The organism is Polaromonas sp. (genome assembly GCF_013817205.1).
Taxonomy (GTDB): Bacteria; Pseudomonadota; Gammaproteobacteria; order Burkholderiales; family Burkholderiaceae_C; genus Polaromonas.
Genome location: NZ_JACDDD010000004.1, coordinates 75,319 through 90,456, shown reverse-complemented (window position 1 = coordinate 90,456; position 15,138 = coordinate 75,319). Strand labels below are relative to the sequence as shown.

22 protein-coding genes and 1 tRNA gene are annotated in these 15,138 nt (G+C 56.4%); 2 read left to right on the top strand and 21 right to left on the bottom strand.

The features are described 5' to 3' along the window. The first annotated feature begins 262 nt into the window (after window positions 1-262). Window positions 263-712 (top strand): trypsin-like peptidase domain-containing protein, encoded by a 450-nt coding sequence (locus H0W47_RS18610; RefSeq protein WP_367265074.1) that lies wholly within the window; start codon window positions 263-265, stop codon window positions 710-712. Window positions 713-760: 48 nt separating this feature from the next. Beyond that, window positions 761-1,861 (top strand): IS5 family transposase, encoded by a 1,101-nt coding sequence (locus tag H0W47_RS01950; protein ID WP_296919845.1) that lies wholly within the window; start codon window positions 761-763, stop codon window positions 1,859-1,861. 269 nt (window positions 1,862-2,130) lie between these two features. Here H0W47_RS01950 and H0W47_RS01945 read toward each other — a convergent pair. The 21 genes from H0W47_RS01945 to H0W47_RS01845 all read right to left on the bottom strand — a co-directional run bounded on the left by H0W47_RS01945 (window position 2,131) and on the right by H0W47_RS01845 (window position 14,988). Then, window positions 2,131-2,207 (bottom strand) — tRNA-Met (locus tag H0W47_RS01945). A gap of 18 nt (window positions 2,208-2,225) precedes the next feature. Further along, entirely contained in the window at window positions 2,226-2,627 is a 402-nt protein-coding gene (rplQ, locus tag H0W47_RS01940; RefSeq protein ID WP_296919843.1) for a 50S ribosomal protein L17, read from the bottom strand. Window positions 2,628-2,711: 84 nt separating this feature from the next. Further along, window positions 2,712-3,701: a DNA-directed RNA polymerase subunit alpha gene (gene rpoA, locus H0W47_RS01935; RefSeq protein ID WP_077592473.1), complete on the bottom strand. Its 990-nt coding sequence runs from the start codon at window positions 3,699-3,701 to the stop codon at window positions 2,712-2,714. Window positions 3,702-3,796: 95 nt separating this feature from the next. Then, window positions 3,797-4,420, bottom strand: a complete 624-nt coding sequence (gene rpsD, locus H0W47_RS01930; protein ID WP_296919842.1) for a 30S ribosomal protein S4 — start codon at window positions 4,418-4,420, stop codon at window positions 3,797-3,799. A gap of 131 nt (window positions 4,421-4,551) precedes the next feature. After that, window positions 4,552-4,956: a 30S ribosomal protein S11 gene (gene rpsK / locus H0W47_RS01925; RefSeq protein WP_077592475.1), complete on the bottom strand. Its 405-nt coding sequence runs from the start codon at window positions 4,954-4,956 to the stop codon at window positions 4,552-4,554. Between the two features lie 17 nt (window positions 4,957-4,973). Then, on the bottom strand, window positions 4,974-5,339 hold the full coding sequence (rpsM, locus tag H0W47_RS01920) for a 30S ribosomal protein S13 (RefSeq protein WP_296919841.1): 366 nt from the start codon (window positions 5,337-5,339) through the stop codon (window positions 4,974-4,976). Between the two features lie 25 nt (window positions 5,340-5,364). Then, window positions 5,365-5,478 carry a 50S ribosomal protein L36 gene (rpmJ, locus tag H0W47_RS01915; RefSeq protein WP_188709717.1) on the bottom strand — a complete coding sequence of 38 codons (114 nt, stop codon included), beginning with the start codon at window positions 5,476-5,478 and terminating at the stop codon, window positions 5,365-5,367. Window positions 5,479-5,506: 28 nt separating this feature from the next. Continuing rightward, the gene (gene infA / locus H0W47_RS01910; RefSeq protein ID WP_296919840.1) at window positions 5,507-5,725 is read right to left on the bottom strand and encodes a translation initiation factor IF-1; all 219 of its coding nucleotides are present in this window, start codon (window positions 5,723-5,725) and stop codon (window positions 5,507-5,509) included. A 3-nt stretch (window positions 5,726-5,728) separates the two neighbouring features. Then, entirely contained in the window at window positions 5,729-7,048 is a 1,320-nt protein-coding gene (secY, locus tag H0W47_RS01905) for a preprotein translocase subunit SecY (RefSeq protein ID WP_296919839.1), read from the bottom strand. 18 nt (window positions 7,049-7,066) lie between these two features. Beyond that, window positions 7,067-7,498 carry a 50S ribosomal protein L15 gene (gene rplO / locus H0W47_RS01900; protein WP_296919836.1) on the bottom strand — a complete coding sequence of 144 codons (432 nt, stop codon included), beginning with the start codon at window positions 7,496-7,498 and terminating at the stop codon, window positions 7,067-7,069. Window positions 7,499-7,510: 12 nt separating this feature from the next. Continuing rightward, the gene (gene rpmD / locus H0W47_RS01895) at window positions 7,511-7,693 is read right to left on the bottom strand and encodes a 50S ribosomal protein L30 (protein ID WP_077592479.1); all 183 of its coding nucleotides are present in this window, start codon (window positions 7,691-7,693) and stop codon (window positions 7,511-7,513) included. A gap of 11 nt (window positions 7,694-7,704) precedes the next feature. Beyond that, complete coding sequence (rpsE, locus tag H0W47_RS01890; protein ID WP_188709721.1) at window positions 7,705-8,223, bottom strand: 30S ribosomal protein S5; 519 nt, start codon at window positions 8,221-8,223, stop codon at window positions 7,705-7,707. A 17-nt stretch (window positions 8,224-8,240) separates the two neighbouring features. Continuing rightward, the gene (gene rplR / locus H0W47_RS01885) at window positions 8,241-8,606 is read right to left on the bottom strand and encodes a 50S ribosomal protein L18 (protein WP_296919834.1); all 366 of its coding nucleotides are present in this window, start codon (window positions 8,604-8,606) and stop codon (window positions 8,241-8,243) included. A gap of 11 nt (window positions 8,607-8,617) precedes the next feature. Then, complete coding sequence (gene rplF, locus H0W47_RS01880) at window positions 8,618-9,151, bottom strand: 50S ribosomal protein L6 (protein ID WP_296919832.1); 534 nt, start codon at window positions 9,149-9,151, stop codon at window positions 8,618-8,620. A gap of 24 nt (window positions 9,152-9,175) precedes the next feature. After that, window positions 9,176-9,571 carry a 30S ribosomal protein S8 gene (gene rpsH, locus H0W47_RS01875; RefSeq protein ID WP_296919830.1) on the bottom strand — a complete coding sequence of 132 codons (396 nt, stop codon included), beginning with the start codon at window positions 9,569-9,571 and terminating at the stop codon, window positions 9,176-9,178. Window positions 9,572-9,588: 17 nt separating this feature from the next. After that, on the bottom strand, window positions 9,589-9,894 hold the full coding sequence (gene rpsN, locus H0W47_RS01870) for a 30S ribosomal protein S14 (protein WP_296919828.1): 306 nt from the start codon (window positions 9,892-9,894) through the stop codon (window positions 9,589-9,591). 7 nt (window positions 9,895-9,901) lie between these two features. Then, the gene (gene rplE, locus H0W47_RS01865; protein WP_296919826.1) at window positions 9,902-10,477 is read right to left on the bottom strand and encodes a 50S ribosomal protein L5; all 576 of its coding nucleotides are present in this window, start codon (window positions 10,475-10,477) and stop codon (window positions 9,902-9,904) included. A 2-nt stretch (window positions 10,478-10,479) separates the two neighbouring features. Beyond that, on the bottom strand, window positions 10,480-10,800 hold the full coding sequence (gene rplX / locus H0W47_RS01860; protein ID WP_296919824.1) for a 50S ribosomal protein L24: 321 nt from the start codon (window positions 10,798-10,800) through the stop codon (window positions 10,480-10,482). A 9-nt stretch (window positions 10,801-10,809) separates the two neighbouring features. Beyond that, a complete protein-coding gene (gene rplN / locus H0W47_RS01855) occupies window positions 10,810-11,178 on the bottom strand; it encodes a 50S ribosomal protein L14 (protein ID WP_007869247.1) in 369 nt (122 codons plus the stop codon). 325 nt (window positions 11,179-11,503) lie between these two features. Continuing rightward, window positions 11,504-13,090, bottom strand: coding sequence for a glycerol-3-phosphate dehydrogenase/oxidase (locus tag H0W47_RS01850; RefSeq protein ID WP_296919822.1), 1,587 nt, complete (start codon window positions 13,088-13,090; stop codon window positions 11,504-11,506). Window positions 13,091-13,227: 137 nt separating this feature from the next. Beyond that, window positions 13,228-14,988 (bottom strand): ABC transporter substrate-binding protein, encoded by a 1,761-nt coding sequence (locus H0W47_RS01845; RefSeq protein ID WP_296919857.1) that lies wholly within the window; start codon window positions 14,986-14,988, stop codon window positions 13,228-13,230. Between the last annotated feature and the right edge of the window lie 150 nt (window positions 14,989-15,138).

Below are 15,138 nucleotides of genomic sequence, written 5' to 3'. Positions count from 1 at the left end.
CCCTATCGGATATATACCTCCGGCAGAAGCTGAGGCAAACTACTACCGGCAACTCGCCAGTCAAGCCTCCACGGTGGAGGCATGACTTAAACCAAACAGCCTCCATGAAACCCGGGGCGATTCAGTACATGTCGGCGACCCAGTCCATAGTTTTTCCGTATTGGCGGATGAGCAGACTTTTGATTCTGAAAAATTGCCTGGAGAGACCACAGCTCGGTTTCACGGCGGCATTCTTAGCGATGGCTTTGAAAATATAGCAACGGTGAAATTTGCGGTCCGCCTAAGCCTCGGTTATGTCACTGAGGTTTTTAATGTAATGAGGGACAAAGTCCTGCTTCCATTTCCGTGTGTTCAAACAGACGTACCAATATATGGCGGCAATAGTGGAGGCCCGCTTTTTGACAATAAAGGGCGGGTCTGCGCTGTGCATTGCACGAGTTATCAAGGGGCCGACGTCGCCTTTCATGTCCCGATTCGCGGTGTACTACAACTTGGAGTGAGCGCTGAATCCTTGAATATCTCAGCCGATAAGCGGAAAGATATCCTAATTGCGGAAATGGCATGGATGAGACTGGTTTCAGTCGAGCCACCACTACTGAACCTTAACAGCCCTCTCCAGTCTATTCTTCGGTGGCTGAGCTATGTTTTCCGTCAATTCGCCCGTGGTCGGCTTCCATCATTCAATTTCCACATTTTTCCTATGAGGGTGTAGAAGAAATAAATTATGATCACGCTTTGCATTCAAAGCAGAGGCGAAGTGATGGCAAAGAAAGGGCGGCCGCCCGCGATCTCTCATGCCGAGTATGGGGCGCTGCGCGAAGTGGTACGCAGCCATCCGCAGGCTACTCTGGCGGAGCTGGTGATAGCCTGGGGCGAGCACATGGGCCGTGCGGCTCCCAGTACAGTGACGATGCGCCTTGCGCTGAGAGCTGCTGGTTTGCGGCGCACGCGCCCGCCCACGCAGCCACTGCGCGCCAAGGCCCAACAGCCCGGTACGCGTTATGGCTACAACGAGCGACATCGACCAGCCAAACAGCCCGGCAGCGCCTCTGCGGGGGCGTTGACCGATGCCGAATGGGCCCTGGCTCGAGACCTGTTCGAGCCTGCGGCAGGTGCACGCGGCAGGCCGGCCACTTACTCGCGGCGCAGTGTGGTCGATGCCTGCTGCTACGTGCTGCGCACGGGCTCTTCCTGGCGCAATCTGCCCGCCCAGGTCTATCCGCCCTGGCAGTCCGTGCAGAAGGCCTTCGTGCGTTGGGCGCGGCTGGGAAAGTTCGAAGCCTTGCAAGACCGCCTGCGCCAGCAATGGCGGCTGCGTGTAGAGCGCACGTCCCAGCCCAGCGGAGCGGTCATAGACTCGCAATCGAATCGGGGGAGCGCGCAAGGCGGCACGCTGGGCTTCGATGCAGGCAAGAAAGTAAAGGGTCGCAAGCGTCACCTGATCGTCGATACCTTGGGGCTGCTGCTGGCGGTGGTGATCACCAGCGCAGCCGTGCAGGACCGAGAGGCGGCCTCTCGGGCACTGGGTCAGGCCTGCCAGCGCACAGCTGGCTCGCTCAAGACCTTGTGGGCCGACAGCGCCTATGCGGGACAGTGCGCGCAAGATCTCCAGCGCACGCACGGCGTGCAGGTAAACATCGTGCGCCACAGTGGGCGGGCACGCTGGGACGATGCGCAGCAACCCTTGTGGAAGGACGAGCAGCCGCCCGCCATGCCCAAAAAGCGCCGGGTGGTCGAGCGCACCCATGCCTGGCTGGAGCGCAACCGTCGGCTCGTCATGCACCACGACCGCAAACCCTTCTACGCTACAGCCTGGGTCTGGCTCGCTCAGGCTCGAATGCTGCTGGCGCGTTTGAAATAACTTTCTTCTACACCCTCTATGGTGAACAACACCCCAGCCGACCAAGCAGATTAGCGTCGGGGATTCACAGTTTGCTGAATTCGGTCGAAATCTGAACAATCGCTGAGGCCGATTTCACTAAACCGCCTGCAACTCTACCCAATGGTCGCAAATGACATGCTCCATTTTAAGCGGGCACAGGTGGGGCACGGAGTTGGCACAGATGTGGGCACAAAGCAAAACGCCCACTTGAAGTGGGCGTTTGCTACCAGCCTACAGGGCTGGGGATTTGGTTGCGCGGGCAAGATTTGAACTTACGACCTTTGGGTTATGAGCCCAACGAGCTACCAGGCTGCTCCACCGCGCGATATAACTTGATTATAACTTATTCTGGTGCAACCGTGTTAGCCGATGCATCATCAGTCACATCCGGACGGTCGACCAATTCAACCAAGGCCATAGGCGCATTATCACCGACACGAAATCCCATTTTCAGGATGCGAGTGTATCCACCAGGACGAGCCTTGTAGCGGGGTCCCAGTTCAGCAAATAGCTTGACCACCATGTCGCGGTCCCGCAGTCGATCAAATGCAAGTCTCTTATTCGCGACGGTGGGCTCTTTGGCCAAGGTGATCATGGGCTCCACGACTCGACGCAATTCTTTAGCCTTGGGTAAAGTAGTCTTGATCACTTCATGTTGAATCAACGAGTTCATCATGTTGCGAAGCATGGCCAGCCGATGGGAACTGGTCCGGTTTAGTTTGCGAAGTCCGTGTCCGTGACGCATGGTGCTTTTCCTTTCGTTTATATTTCGGCCAGCCGTATCAGGTACTGCCCGTGCACTACCCTCAAACGAGGGAATACGTGATTGTTAACGCTTGTCAAGTCCTGCCGGTGGCCAGCTTTCCAAGCGCATACCGAGCGTGAGGCCGCGAGAAGCCAACACTTCCTTGATCTCATTCAGGGACTTGCGCCCCAAATTCGGCGTCTTGAGAAGCTCGTTCTCTGTCCGTTGAATCAGGTCGCCAATGTAATAGATATTTTCAGCCTTCAAACAATTGGCAGATCGAACCGTCAACTCAAGCTCATCCACAGGGCGAAGCAGGATTGGGTCGAACTGCTGCGAACTGCGCTGAACTGGCGCGTCAAATGCCGCAAGTTCATTGCCTTCAAGTTGCGCAAATACGGCGAGTTGCTCCACCAGGATCTTTGCCGACGCACGGACTGCATCTTCGGCTGTCACGGCGCCGTTTGTTTCGATCTCCAGAACCAACTTATCCAGATCGGTCCGTTGCTCAACGCGGGCGCTCTCCACGGTATAACTCACACGCTTGACAGGGGAGAAAGATGCATCGAGAACAATCCGGCCAATCGACTTGGTCGATTCATCGCCGTAGCGGCGCATGGTGCCAGGGACATAACCGCGCCCGTTTTCAACCTTGATCTGCATGTCAATCTTGCCGCCGTGCGACAAATTGACGATGACATGCTCAGGATTGATGATCTCGACATCATGTGGCGTCTGGATGTCGGCTGCCGTGACGGGGCCTTCCCCGTCCTTACGAAGGCTCAGTGTCACTTCATCGCGGTTGTGGAGCTTGAACACCACACCTTTGAGGTTCAACAGGATATTGACGACGTCTTCCTGAACACCGTCAATGGACGAGTACTCGTGAAGAACGCCTGCAATGGTGACCTCAGTGGCGGCGTGCCCAACCATGGACGATAGCAAGACGCGACGCAACGCATTGCCAAGTGTGTGGCCGTAGCCCCGCTCGAACGGCTCCAACGTCACCTTGGCACGATTGGCAGCAAGTTGCTCAACGTTGATGGTTTTTGGTTTAAGTAAATTTGTTTGCATGCATTCTTCCTCTCAATACCCTCGGCTCGTTACACCGATAAGGCCGGGTGAAGCGACCCTGCGACTACAGTGCCCCGTATACGCAGGAACGAAAATTAACGGGAGTAAAGTTCGACAATCAACGACTCGTTGACGTCGGCAGCGAACTCGTCGCGATCTGGTACCTTTTTGAAAATACCTTCACCCTTATCAACGCTGACGTCTACCCACGCTGGCAAACCGACTTGTTGAGCCAGTTGCAGTGCTTCCGTCACACGGGTCTGCTTCTTGGATTTGTCACGCACAGCAATCACATCACCAGTTTTAACCATGTAAGACGGGATATTGACGGAGCTGCCGTTGACAGTGATCGCCTTGTGCGACACAAGCTGGCGCGCCTCGGCGCGGGTGGAGCCAAAGCCCATACGGTATACAACGTTGTCTAGCCTTGACTCCAGAATGAACAAGAGATTGGCACCGGTGTTGCCCTTGCGGCGATCAGCCTCTTCAAAGTATCGGCGGAATTGCTTCTCCAAAACGCCGTACATGCGCTTGACTTTCTGCTTCTCGCGGAGTTGCAGACCGAAGTCAGATGTGCGGGTGCCGGAAGTCCGACCGTGCTGGCCAGGCTTGGAGTCAAACTTTGCTTTGTCGCCGATCGCGCGCCGAGCGCTTTTCAGAAAAAGGTCGGTGCCTTCACGACGGGATAGTTTGGCCTTGGGGCCGAGATAACGTGCCACTTGAATTCCTTATGTCATCTGCTGCAATAGATTGCAGGAGCCTTCGGCGTAAGCCTAACGGCGGTGGGCTTGATAAAAAAGTTTTCAGAACCTGAATCGGGCAACACCCCTCCAGCCTCTGACAACTCAACTTAGATACGGCGACGCTTCTGAGGACGGCAACCGTTGTGGGGAACAGGCGTCACGTCGGCAATCGAATTGATCCGGATGCCGAGCGCTGCAAGCGCCCTTACCGACGATTCGCGCCCAGGGCCAGGGCCCTTGATCTCAACATCAAGATTCTTGATGCCTTGCTCAATTGCGGCGCGGCCGGCCACTTCCGAGGCAACCTGGGCAGCAAAAGGCGTCGACTTGCGTGAACCTTTAAACCCTTGTCCACCAGAAGACGCCCAAGACAACGCATTGCCTTGGCGATCTGTGATGGTGATGATCGTATTGTTGAAAGATGCGTGAACGTGGGCGACGCCGTCGGCAACGTTCTTGCGTACCTTCTTGCGAACGCGTTGTGCTGCGTTACTGCTGGGGGCTTTTGCCATAACTACCTCTTACTCAATTATTTCTTCAAGGATTGTGCCGCCTTGCGCGGACCCTTGCGGGTGCGTGCATTGGTGCGTGTGCGCTGTCCGCGCATCGGCAGCCCGCGACGATGGCGAAAGCCACGGTAGCAGCCAATATCCATCAAACGCTTGATGTTCATCGTGGTTTCACGACGCAGGTCACCTTCGATGGTGAACTGTGCGATCTGATCGCGTATTTTCTCAAGGTCACCGTCTGAAAGGTCTTTGACCTTCTTGGAATACGCAATATCACATGCTTCGCAAATTTTGCGGGCACGAGTGCGACCGATGCCGAAAATAGCAGTCAAACCGATTTCGGCATGCTGCTGAGGCGGAATATTGATACCAGCGATACGAGCCATATGCGTCCTCTAAAACTCTTTGAAATCAGCCTTGACGCTGTTTGTGACGTGGGTCTGCGCAAATCACGCGAACAACGCCCTTGCGTCGGATGATCTTGCAGTTGCGGCAAATTTTCTTGACCGAAGCTGAAACTCTCATATATTTCTCCTAACCTTTTGAACTGCGCCTACTTGACGCGAAACACAATGCGTGCCCGCGACAAATCGTAGGGCGTTAACTCAACCGTCACTTTGTCACCCGGAAGAATGCGAATGTAGTGCATGCGCATCTTCCCGGAAATGTGACCCAGAACCATGTGGCCGTTTTCCAGCTTCACGCGAAAAGTCGCGTTAGGCAGATTCTCCACGACCTCCCCTTGCATCTGGATGACGTCATCTTTCGACATGCATCAACCACCAGGTGAGGTCTTAAAATTTGCTTTCTTGAGCAGCGATTCATACTGCTGCGACATCATGTAGTTCTGCACCTGCGCCATGAAATCCATGGTCACAACGACAATAATAAGCAAGGAAGTCCCACCGAAATAAAACGGCACGTTGTACTTCAAAATCAAGAACTCTGGCAGCAAACATACGAAGGTGATGTAAATAGCACCCGCCAGCGTTAATCGCACCAAGATCTTGTCGATATAACGCGCAGTCTGATCGCCTGGGCGGATTCCTGGAATAAAAGCGCCGCTTTTCTTCAGGTTGTCTGCTGTCTCACGGCTGTTGAAGACCAGAGCCGTGTAGAAAAAACAGAAAAATATGATGGCGGTTGCATAAAGCAGCACATAAATAGGCTGCCCCGGGGTCAAAGTCCCAGCAATATCCTTCAACCAGCGCATCCCGTCGCCAGCACTGAACCAGCCGACAACTGTCGCAGGCAGCAGGATGATGGATGACGCGAAAATCGGAGGAATCACGCCGGCCATGTTCAGCTTCAGGGGGAGGTGGGAAGACTGTCCACCATACACCTTGTTGCCCACTTGGCGCCTGGCGTAATTGACCAGGATTTTTCGCTGCCCGCGCTCGACAAACACCACAAAATAAGTTACCAGAGCAACCACGATAACAATCACGATAGCAACCAGTATGCTCATTGCGCCAGTACGTACCAGCTCGAGCAAACCACCCATTGCACTCGGCAAACCTGCCGCAATACCCGCAAAGATGATGATTGAAATTCCGTTGCCCAAACCTCGTTCGGTAATCTGCTCGCCCAGCCACATCAAAAACATGGTTCCAGCAGTCAAACTCACTACCGCAGTCATCCGGAAACCAAAACCAGGTGCCAGCACCAGACCAGGTGAACTTTCAAGCGCAATCGCAATGCCCATAGACTGGAACAGCGCCAGGCCTAGAGTTCCGTAACGGGTGTACTGGGTGATCTTCCTGCGGCCAGCTTCACCTTCTTTTTTCATTTGCTCGAATGTCGGAACGACATACGTCAATAACTGCATGATGATCGATGCCGATATGTACGGCATGATTCCCAGAGCAAATACTGTAAACCGGGACAAGGCGCCACCGGAGAACATATTGAATAAACTCAGTATTCCGCCTTGCTGCCCCTTGAAAAGTTGCTGCAGTTGCGACGGGTCAATGCCGGGCACCGGAATGTGAGCGCCCACACGGTAAACCACCAGCGCAAGCAGCAAAAATACTAGCCTGTTGCGAAGATCACCGAACTTGCCGGTCTTTGCAGTTTGTGCGGAGCTGGTCGCCACTGGTCGTTGTCCGTGTAATTAAGCGAGCGTGCCGCCAGCAGCTTCAATCGCAGCTTTTGCACCCGCAGTCGCGCCAATACCATTAAGCTTGACTGCCTTCGTCAATGCGCCGGACTTGATGACTTTGACGTTCTTGGCAATCTGGCCCACGAGACCGGCCGTCTTGAGAACCAACAAGTCAACCTCAGCCAAACCGAGTTGCTCCAGGGCGGTCAGCGTGACTTCCGCGTTGTACTTGAGCTGGTGCGACTTGAAGCCGCGCTTGGGCAAGCGACGCTGCAAAGGCATTTGACCGCCTTCAAAGCCTACCTTGTGGTAGCCGCCCGCACGGGACTTTTGACCCTTGTGACCGCGACCCGCAGTTTTGCCAAGCCCCGAACCGATGCCACGGCCAACACGGCGCTTGGCATGTTTTGCGCCTGCGGCAGGCTTAATTCCGTTTAGTTCCATCATAAGCTCCGCTTACAGCACCTTGACCAGGTAGCTGATCTTGTTGATCATGCCGCGCACAGCAGGCGTGTCCTGAAGTTCGCTCTTGCTGTTGATACCACGAAGGCCCAGTCCACGCACGGTGGCGCGATGAGACTCCTTGGTTCCAATCGGGCTGCGAACCAGGGTCACAGTGAGTTTTTTCTCTGTCGTCATTGGGTACCGCCTTAGCCGAAGATCTCTTCGACTGATTTGCCACGCTTTGCCGCGATGTCCGAGGCCGTCGTGGAGTTATTCAGCGCGTCCATCGTTGCACGCACCATGTTGTAAGGGTTGCTGGAGCCGTGGCTTTTTGCCACGATGTCCGTAATACCCATCACTTCAAACACCGCGCGCATTGGACCGCCGGCAATGATGCCGGTACCTTTGGCAGCCGGCATCATCATGACACTGGCTGCGCCCCAATGGCCGAACACGTTGTGGTGAATCGTGCCGTTTTTCAACGAGACCTTGGTCATGTTGCGGCGAGCCTCTTCCATGGCCTTTTGCACGGCAGCAGGCACTTCTTTTGATTTGCCCTTGCCCATGCCGACGCGTCCATCGCCGTCACCAACGACCGTCAGTGCAGCGAAGCCGAGGATACGGCCGCCCTTGACGACTTTGGTCACGCGGTTGACCGCGATCATCTTTTCCTTCAGACCATCGTCTGGAGCATCGTTGTTCGATTTTGCTTGAAACTTAGCCATACTTAATTCCAGTCTGCTTAGAACTGCAAGCCAGCTTCGCGGGCAGCCTCGGCCAGCGCTTTGACGCGGCCGTGGTACGCAAAGCCAGCGCGGTCAAACGCTACTTTTTCCACACCTGCCGCTTTTGCCTTTTCGGCAATACGCTTGCCAATGGCCTGCGCAGCAGCTACGTTTGCACCTTTGCCCGCAGCACCGAGCTCCTTGCGGACTTCGGCTTCCGCGGTCGAAGCGGATGCGAGGATTTTGGCGCCGTCGCCAGAAATAACGCTGGCATAAATATGCAAATTGGTCCGATTGACAGTCAGACGCGCAACGCCTTGCGTGGCAATGCGGATGCGGGTCTGGCGTGAACGACGAAGGCGCTGCTCTTTTTTGGTCAACATGATGCAGCTCCTTATTTCTTCTTGGTTTCTTTGATCGTGATCTTCTCATCCGCATAACGGATGCCCTTGCCCTTGTAAGGCTCGGGAGGACGAACAGCACGAACTTCAGCAGCGATCTGGCCGACGCGCTGGCGATCCGAACCCTTGATCACCACCTCGGTGGGAGTCGGCGTCGTCACGGTAATGCCCGCAGGCATGTCCATGATGACGGGGTGCGAATAACCGACAGTCAGATTCAGCTTGGCGCCCTGTGCTTGGGCCTTGTAACCCACGCCAACCAAGCTCAGCTTCTTCTCGAAACCCTTGGTGACGCCGGTGACCATGTTGTTAACGAGCTGGCGCATCGTGCCGCTCATGGCATTGGCCTCACGCGAATCATTGGCCGGCACAAACGTCAGCTTGCCGGCATCATTTTTGATGGTTACAAGCGCATTCTGCGTCAGTGCCAAGGTGCCGAGGCCACCTTTGACATTGATCTGGTCATCTTTCATCGCCACGTCGACACCTTGGGGCACGACGACTGGCATTTTTCCTACACGAGACATTTCAGTTACTCCTCAATGCCGCCGTTAAGCCACGTAGCAAAGCACTTCACCACCGGTACCGGTAGCGCGCGCCTTGCGATCAGTCATCACACCCTTGGGGGTCGTAACGATGGCGACACCCAGGCCATTCATGACCTGTGGGATGGCGTCGTGGCCTTTGTAGACGCGGAGACCGGGGCGGCTGACGCGCTCGATGCGCTCAATCACGGGCTTGCCTGCGTAATACTTCAGGGCGATTTCCAGCTGGGGCTTGCCGTCGTCGGTTTTAACGGAGAAGCCATCGATATAGCCCTCATCCTTCAAAACCTGCGCGATGGCGACTTTGACTTTTGACGATGGCACCATCACAACGGCTTTTTCAACCATTTGTGCATTGCGGATGCGCGTCAGCATGTCTGCAATAGGATCACTCATGCTCATTTGTAGTTCTCCTATGCTTACCAGCTTGCCTTGGTGATACCAGGGATATCACCAGCAAAAGCCAACTCGCGAATCTTGGCACGAGCCAGACCGAATTGACGGAATGTGCCACGCGGACGGCCGGTGATCGCACAGCGGTTGCGCTGACGGGTCGGGTTCGCATTGCGGGGCAGCTTTTGCAGCTCCAGACGGGCCAAATGGCGCTCTTCATCGGAGCGCTTGGCGTCGTTGGACGTTGCTTTGAGTTCTGCGTACTTTTTGGCGAACTTGGCGGCGAGTTTTTCGCGCTTCAGTTCACGTTGCAATAAAGCCTGTTTTGCCATGTCCGCCTCAGTTCTTGAACGGAAAACGGAAGCCAGTGAGGAGCGCTTTGCACTCTTCGTCGGACTTGGCCGTTGTGGTGATGCTGATGTTGAGACCGCGCAGGGCGTCGACCTTGTCGTACTCAATCTCAGGGAAAATGATCTGCTCTTTCACGCCGATGTTGTAGTTGCCGCGGCCATCAAAGGCCCGGCCGGAAATACCGCGGAAGTCACGAACACGCGGCAGAGCCACAGTCACGAAACGATCGAGGAACTCATACATCTGCACGCCGCGCAGGGTCACCATGCAGCCGATAGGCAGATCTTCGCGGATCTTGAACCCGGCGATAGCCTTTTTGGCCTTGGTGACCACCGGCTTCTGGCCGGCGATCTTGGTCATGTCGCTCACAGCGTTGTCCATGACCTTCTTGTCCGCCACCGCCTCGCTCACACCCATGTTGAGCGTGATCTTGGTGATGCGCGGAACCTGCATCGGCGACTTGTAGCCGAATTTTTCCATCAGGGCAGGCGCGATTTTTTCGCGGAACTGGGCCTGCAGGCGAGCCTGGGCAGGTGCAGCTTTTGTAGGTGCGGTCTTTGCCATGTTTATGCAACCTTGATTTCGTCGCCACTGGACTTGAAGACGCGCACTTTTTTGCCGTCAGCCAGAAGCTTGATGCCCACGCGATCCGCCTTGCCGGTTGCAGCATTGAAGATGGCCACATTGGACTGGTGAATCGGCATGCTTTTTTCAACAATGCCGCCCGTGGCGCCCTTGAGAGGATTCGGCTTGGTGTGCTTTTTCACCAGGTTGATACCCTCAACCAGCACATAGCTGTCGTCCTTGCGGAGCGTGATCGTGCCGCGCTTGCCCTTGTCACGGCCGGCGATCACGATGATTTCGTCGCCTTTGCGAATCTTGTTCATGGCGTGTCCTTAAAGAACTTCAGGAGCCAGGGACACGATCTTCATGAACTTCTCGGTGCGCAGTTCGCGCGTGACCGGTCCGAAGATGCGGGTGCCAATAGGCTCCAGCTTGGCATTAAGCAACACGGCTGCGTTGCCATCGAATTTGACGAGAGAGCCGTCACCGCGGCGGATACCCTTGGCGGTACGAACGACCACCGCACTGTAAACCTCGCCTTTTTTGACGCGGCCACGCGGAGCGGCTTCTTTGATACTCACCTTGATGACATCACCGACGCTGGCGTACCGGCGCTTGGATCCGCCCAGCACCTTGATGCACATCACGGATTTGGCACCCGTGTTGTCAGCAACATCGAGTTTGGATTGCGTTTGAATCATTTAAATTAGTCCCAACTTGCACCAGCGCCTTTTCCCTTGCAGGAAGACTTGCCAGTCAGTCTTGGGCCCGTCGTCCACACTGCAAACCACTTGCAATGCTTCCGTTAGGCAGAATTCTCAGCTTTTTACAGCGAAGCCCACGATTATGGGTAAATTCGGAAACCTTGTCAACACCTGAGCGCTAAAAACAAGCACGCCCCGCGGTCATTTCTCAACTACTCATCGTTTCATGCTGCAGCCCCCGTCCACTAATGCTGGGAAGCTATGATTTTAAGAGCAGATCCGCCACAACTCGCGTCCAAAGCGTCCCCATCTGGTGCCGGAATCAGCTGGGCAGGGTCAAATACTGGTCGGCAAGCGTCAGGAAATCAGCCAGCCGAGGCGCGGCCTGGCCCTCCTCCTCAAGCAGGCCGGCCACCGCGCCCGCCAGGGACTTGGCCAGCGCGGCGTCCAGGAAGAGCAGTCGCGACCGCCTGGCCAGTACGTCCTCCACGGTCCGGGCGTATTCGTAGCGTGCAGCGAACCTGACCATCGCTTCCGTCAACCCGCCGCCCAGCTCCCTGTCGCTTCCCGGCAGCGCAAGCACCCTCGCCGCATCGCTGCCGTAAAGGTGCAGTCCCGGAGCATCGCTGATCCGGTGGCCGGACGACTGGGCGCCGACCAGCAACAGGCTGGCGGTCACACCACCTGGGCGCTGGGGCAGCAGGTTCCGGGCAAAACAGTTGTCCAGCACATCTTCTGCCATGGCACGGTAGGTTGTCCATTTTCCGCCGGTCACTGTGACCAGTCCGCTCTTGCTGACCAGGACGGTGTGTTCGCGCGAGAGGGCCTGCGTGCGGTCGCCATCATCGTCGGGCGGCTTGACCAAGGGCCGGAGACCAACCCAAATACTCCTGATATCTGCCGGCGCCGGAGCCCTGCTCAGGTAGCGGCCAGCCTCGCCAAGAATGAAGTCAAGCTCTTCCCGAAAGGCCATCGGCTCCCGCGCCAGATCATTGCGCGGCGTATCGGTCGTGCCCAAAATCGTTTTGCCCAGCCAAGGCACGGCAAACAGCACGCGGCCGTCGGCCGTTTTGGGAACCAGCAAGGCATGGTCAGTCGGTAAAAACCCACGGTCCACCACGATGTGCACACCTTGGCTGGGCGCCACCATGGGCCGGGCCTCGTGCCCGATGGCCTGGCCATCGAGCACCCTCAACTGGTCGACCCAAACACCAGCTGCATTCACGACACATTTGGCACGCACCGTAAGTGCCTGCCCACTTTCCTGATCCGTAAGTTGCAGGCCCACTACTTTGCCTGCCTCATGAATCAGGCCGGTGGCAGCACAGTAATTGACCAGCAAGGCACCCGCGCGCGCTGCGCTGCGCGCCAGCGCCAGCGCCAGACGCGCATCGTCAAACTGTCCATCCCAGTATTTGACGCCGCCCTTGAGCCCCTTCTCGCGCACCGTTGGCAGATCGCGTAAGGTCTCGGCGCGACTCAAAAACTCTGTCGCGCCCAGCCCGGCCTTGCCGGCCAGGGCGTCATACATCTTGAGTCCCACCCCATAAAAAGGAGCTTCCCAGAATTTATAGGAGGGCATGACAAACGGCAGCGGTTGCGCCAGATGCGGCGCGTTGGCCAACAGCCGAGTGCGCTCATGCAAGGCCTCCCTGACCAGGGAAATGTTGCCCTGCGCCAGATAACGCACACCCCCATGCACCAGCTTGGTCGCACGCGAAGAAGTTCCCTTGGCAAAGTCATGGGAGTCGACCAGCACCACGGAGAAGCCGCGTGCGGCAGCATCGAGGGCAACGCCAAGCCCCGTGGCGCCGCCACCAATGATGGCAATATCGTATGTATGGGGCGCTTTCAGGCGCTCTATCAAGTCTGCGCGCTGCGTCGGCAACGCCGAAAGTTCAAATGTCATGTGCTCCATTGTCGGTCTCCAAGGAAACCCCAAAGCAGGTTTCGCTTCTTGGCATTTTCTGTGGTGAGTGCGTGCAAACGTCGTTCGCACGCACTCTCACCATCAAGCAACACGCGGGCCGGAGCCCGCATGACTTGTTAGCGAACCTTGCCGTCCTTCCAGGCTTGCAACAACTTGTCGTAGTTGATGGTCTCGCCTTTTGGTTTTTCATTGGCAAGCTTTTTCCAGGGCGCGCCGGTGTCGCTCAGGTATTTTGCGGGATCACCCTTGGGATTGAGCTTGGGAGGGCAATTCGCCATACCCGCGCGTTCAAGCCTGCCCAGCACCTGGTCCATCTCGTCGGCAAGCGTATCCATCGCAACCTGCGGTGTTTTTTCGCCTGTCACAGCCTGTGCCACGTTCTTCCACCACAACTGAGCCAGTTTGGGGTAGTCAGGAACGTTGGTGCCAGTTGGTGACCATGCCACGCGCGCCGGGCTACGGTAGAACTCGACCAGACCACCCAGCTTGGGCGCCATGTCGGTCATGGCTTGCGAACGAATGTCCGATTCGCGAATGGGTGTCAGTCCCACCATGGTCTTCTTCAGCGACGTCGTTTTGGCCGTCACGAATTGCGCGTACAACCAGGCTGCAGCGGTGCGGTTGGCATCGTGGTCTTTGAAGAAAGTCCATGAGCCCACGTCCTGGTAGCCGTTTTGCATGCCCTGCTTCCAGTAGGGACCGTTAGGACCCGGAGCCATGCGCCACTTCGGCGTTCCGTCGGCGTTGACGACTGGCAAGCCAGGCTTGACCATGTCCGCTGTGAACGCGGTGTACCAGAAGATCTGCTGGGCGATCTGGCCCTGCGCGGGCACGGGACCGGCTTCACCGAAGGTCATGCCGGTGGCTTCCTTGGGTGCGAACTTCTTCATCCAGTCGACGTACTTCGTCAGGGCATAAACCGCAGCCGGCGAGTTAGTGGCACCGCCGCGGGCAACCGAGGCGCCTACTGGTGTGCACTTGTCATCACCCACGCGAATGCCCCACTCGTCCACAGGCAAGCCGTTGGGGTTGCCAATGTCCGCAGTGCCAGCCATGGAAAGCCAGGCGTCCGTGAAGCGCCAGCCGAGCGACGGGTCCTTCTTGCCGTAGTCCATATGACCGTAAATCGGCTTGCCGTCAATCTGCTTAACGTCGTTGCTGAAGAACGCCGCAATGTCTTCGTAGGCGGACCAATTGAGCGGAACCCCTAGCTCATAGCCGTACTTGGCCTTGAACTTTTCCTGCAATTCTGGCTTGGCGAAAAGGTCCGCCCGGAACCAATAGAGATTGGCAAACTGCTGGTCCGGCAACTGGTAGAGCTTCTTGTCAGGGCCGGTAGTGAAGCTGGTCCCGATAAAATCTTTCAGGTCCAGACCGGGATTTGTGAACTCCTTGCCAGCACCTTCCATATAGTCGGACAGCGCCAAAATTTTGCCGTAGCGGTAGTGCGTACCGATCAGGTCCGAGTCAGAAATCCAGCCGTCATAAATCGACTTGCCGGACTGCATGGAGGTCTGCAGTTTTTCAACCACGTCGCCTTCCTGGATCAGATCGTGCTTGACCTTGATTCCGGTGATTTCCTCAAAGGCCTTGGCCAGCGTTTTCGATTCGTACTCGTGCGTCGTGATGGTTTCCGACACCACGGATATTTCGGTGACGCCCTTGGCCTTGAGCTTGGCAGCGGCGTCGATGAACCATTTCATCTCGGTGGCCTGCTGCTCCTTGGTCAAGGTGGATGGCTGGAACTCGTTGTCTATCCACTTTTTGGCAGCGTCCGAAACCACTGCTGGCGCAGCAGCCGGCGCAGCAGCCGGTGCAACCACCACGGGGGTTGGAGCAGCGGCAACCGGCTCATCCTTTTTGCCGCAAGCCGACATCATCAAGACTGCCGCACCGATGGCCGACAGTGCATACATAGAGCGCTTCATGGTTTGACTCCTTGGCGTTGCGCCGCAGCGAGCGCGGCGGCAGGCGTATAAAAGTTCATCTCAATCTCCTCATTGACTTCCCCATGTTTCCTGACACAC

Bases quoted from the DNA above. Each gene is read 5' to 3' on its own strand.
- H0W47_RS01845 (WP_296919857.1), bottom strand. From the start codon at position 14,988: ATGTCGGCTTGCGGCAAAAAGGATGAGCCGGTTGCCGCTGCTCCAACC.
- rpsK (WP_077592475.1), bottom strand. From the start codon at position 4,956: ATGGCAAAAGCCCCCAGCAGTAACGCAGCACAACGCGTTCGCAAGAAG.
- rplQ (WP_296919843.1), bottom strand. From the start codon at position 2,627: ATGCGTCACGGACACGGACTTCGCAAACTAAACCGGACCAGTTCCCAT.
- rpsH (WP_296919830.1), bottom strand. From the start codon at position 9,571: ATGAGCATGAGTGATCCTATTGCAGACATGCTGACGCGCATCCGCAAT.
- rplE (WP_296919826.1), bottom strand. From the start codon at position 10,477: ATGGCAAAGACCGCACCTACAAAAGCTGCACCTGCCCAGGCTCGCCTG.
- rpsM (WP_296919841.1), bottom strand. From the start codon at position 5,339: ATGGCTCGTATCGCTGGTATCAATATTCCGCCTCAGCAGCATGCCGAA.
- H0W47_RS01950 (WP_296919845.1), top strand. From the start codon at position 761: ATGGCAAAGAAAGGGCGGCCGCCCGCGATCTCTCATGCCGAGTATGGG.
- rpoA (WP_077592473.1), bottom strand. From the start codon at position 3,701: ATGCAAACAAATTTACTTAAACCAAAAACCATCAACGTTGAGCAACTT.
- rpmD (WP_077592479.1), bottom strand. From the start codon at position 7,693: ATGACGACAGAGAAAAAACTCACTGTGACCCTGGTTCGCAGCCCGATT.
- rpsN (WP_296919828.1), bottom strand. From the start codon at position 9,894: ATGGCAAAACAGGCTTTATTGCAACGTGAACTGAAGCGCGAAAAACTC.
- rplX (WP_296919824.1), bottom strand. From the start codon at position 10,800: ATGAACAAGATTCGCAAAGGCGACGAAATCATCGTGATCGCCGGCCGT.
- rplF (WP_296919832.1), bottom strand. From the start codon at position 9,151: ATGTCTCGTGTAGGAAAAATGCCAGTCGTCGTGCCCCAAGGTGTCGAC.
- infA (WP_296919840.1), bottom strand. From the start codon at position 5,725: ATGTCGAAAGATGACGTCATCCAGATGCAAGGGGAGGTCGTGGAGAAT.
- rpmJ (WP_188709717.1), bottom strand. From the start codon at position 5,478: ATGAGAGTTTCAGCTTCGGTCAAGAAAATTTGCCGCAACTGCAAGATC.
- H0W47_RS01850 (WP_296919822.1), bottom strand. From the start codon at position 13,090: ATGACATTTGAACTTTCGGCGTTGCCGACGCAGCGCGCAGACTTGATA.
- rplN (WP_007869247.1), bottom strand. From the start codon at position 11,178: ATGATTCAAACGCAATCCAAACTCGATGTTGCTGACAACACGGGTGCC.
- rplR (WP_296919834.1), bottom strand. From the start codon at position 8,606: ATGTTGACCAAAAAAGAGCAGCGCCTTCGTCGTTCACGCCAGACCCGC.
- rplO (WP_296919836.1), bottom strand. From the start codon at position 7,498: ATGGAACTAAACGGAATTAAGCCTGCCGCAGGCGCAAAACATGCCAAG.
- rpsE (WP_188709721.1), bottom strand. From the start codon at position 8,223: ATGGCTAAGTTTCAAGCAAAATCGAACAACGATGCTCCAGACGATGGT.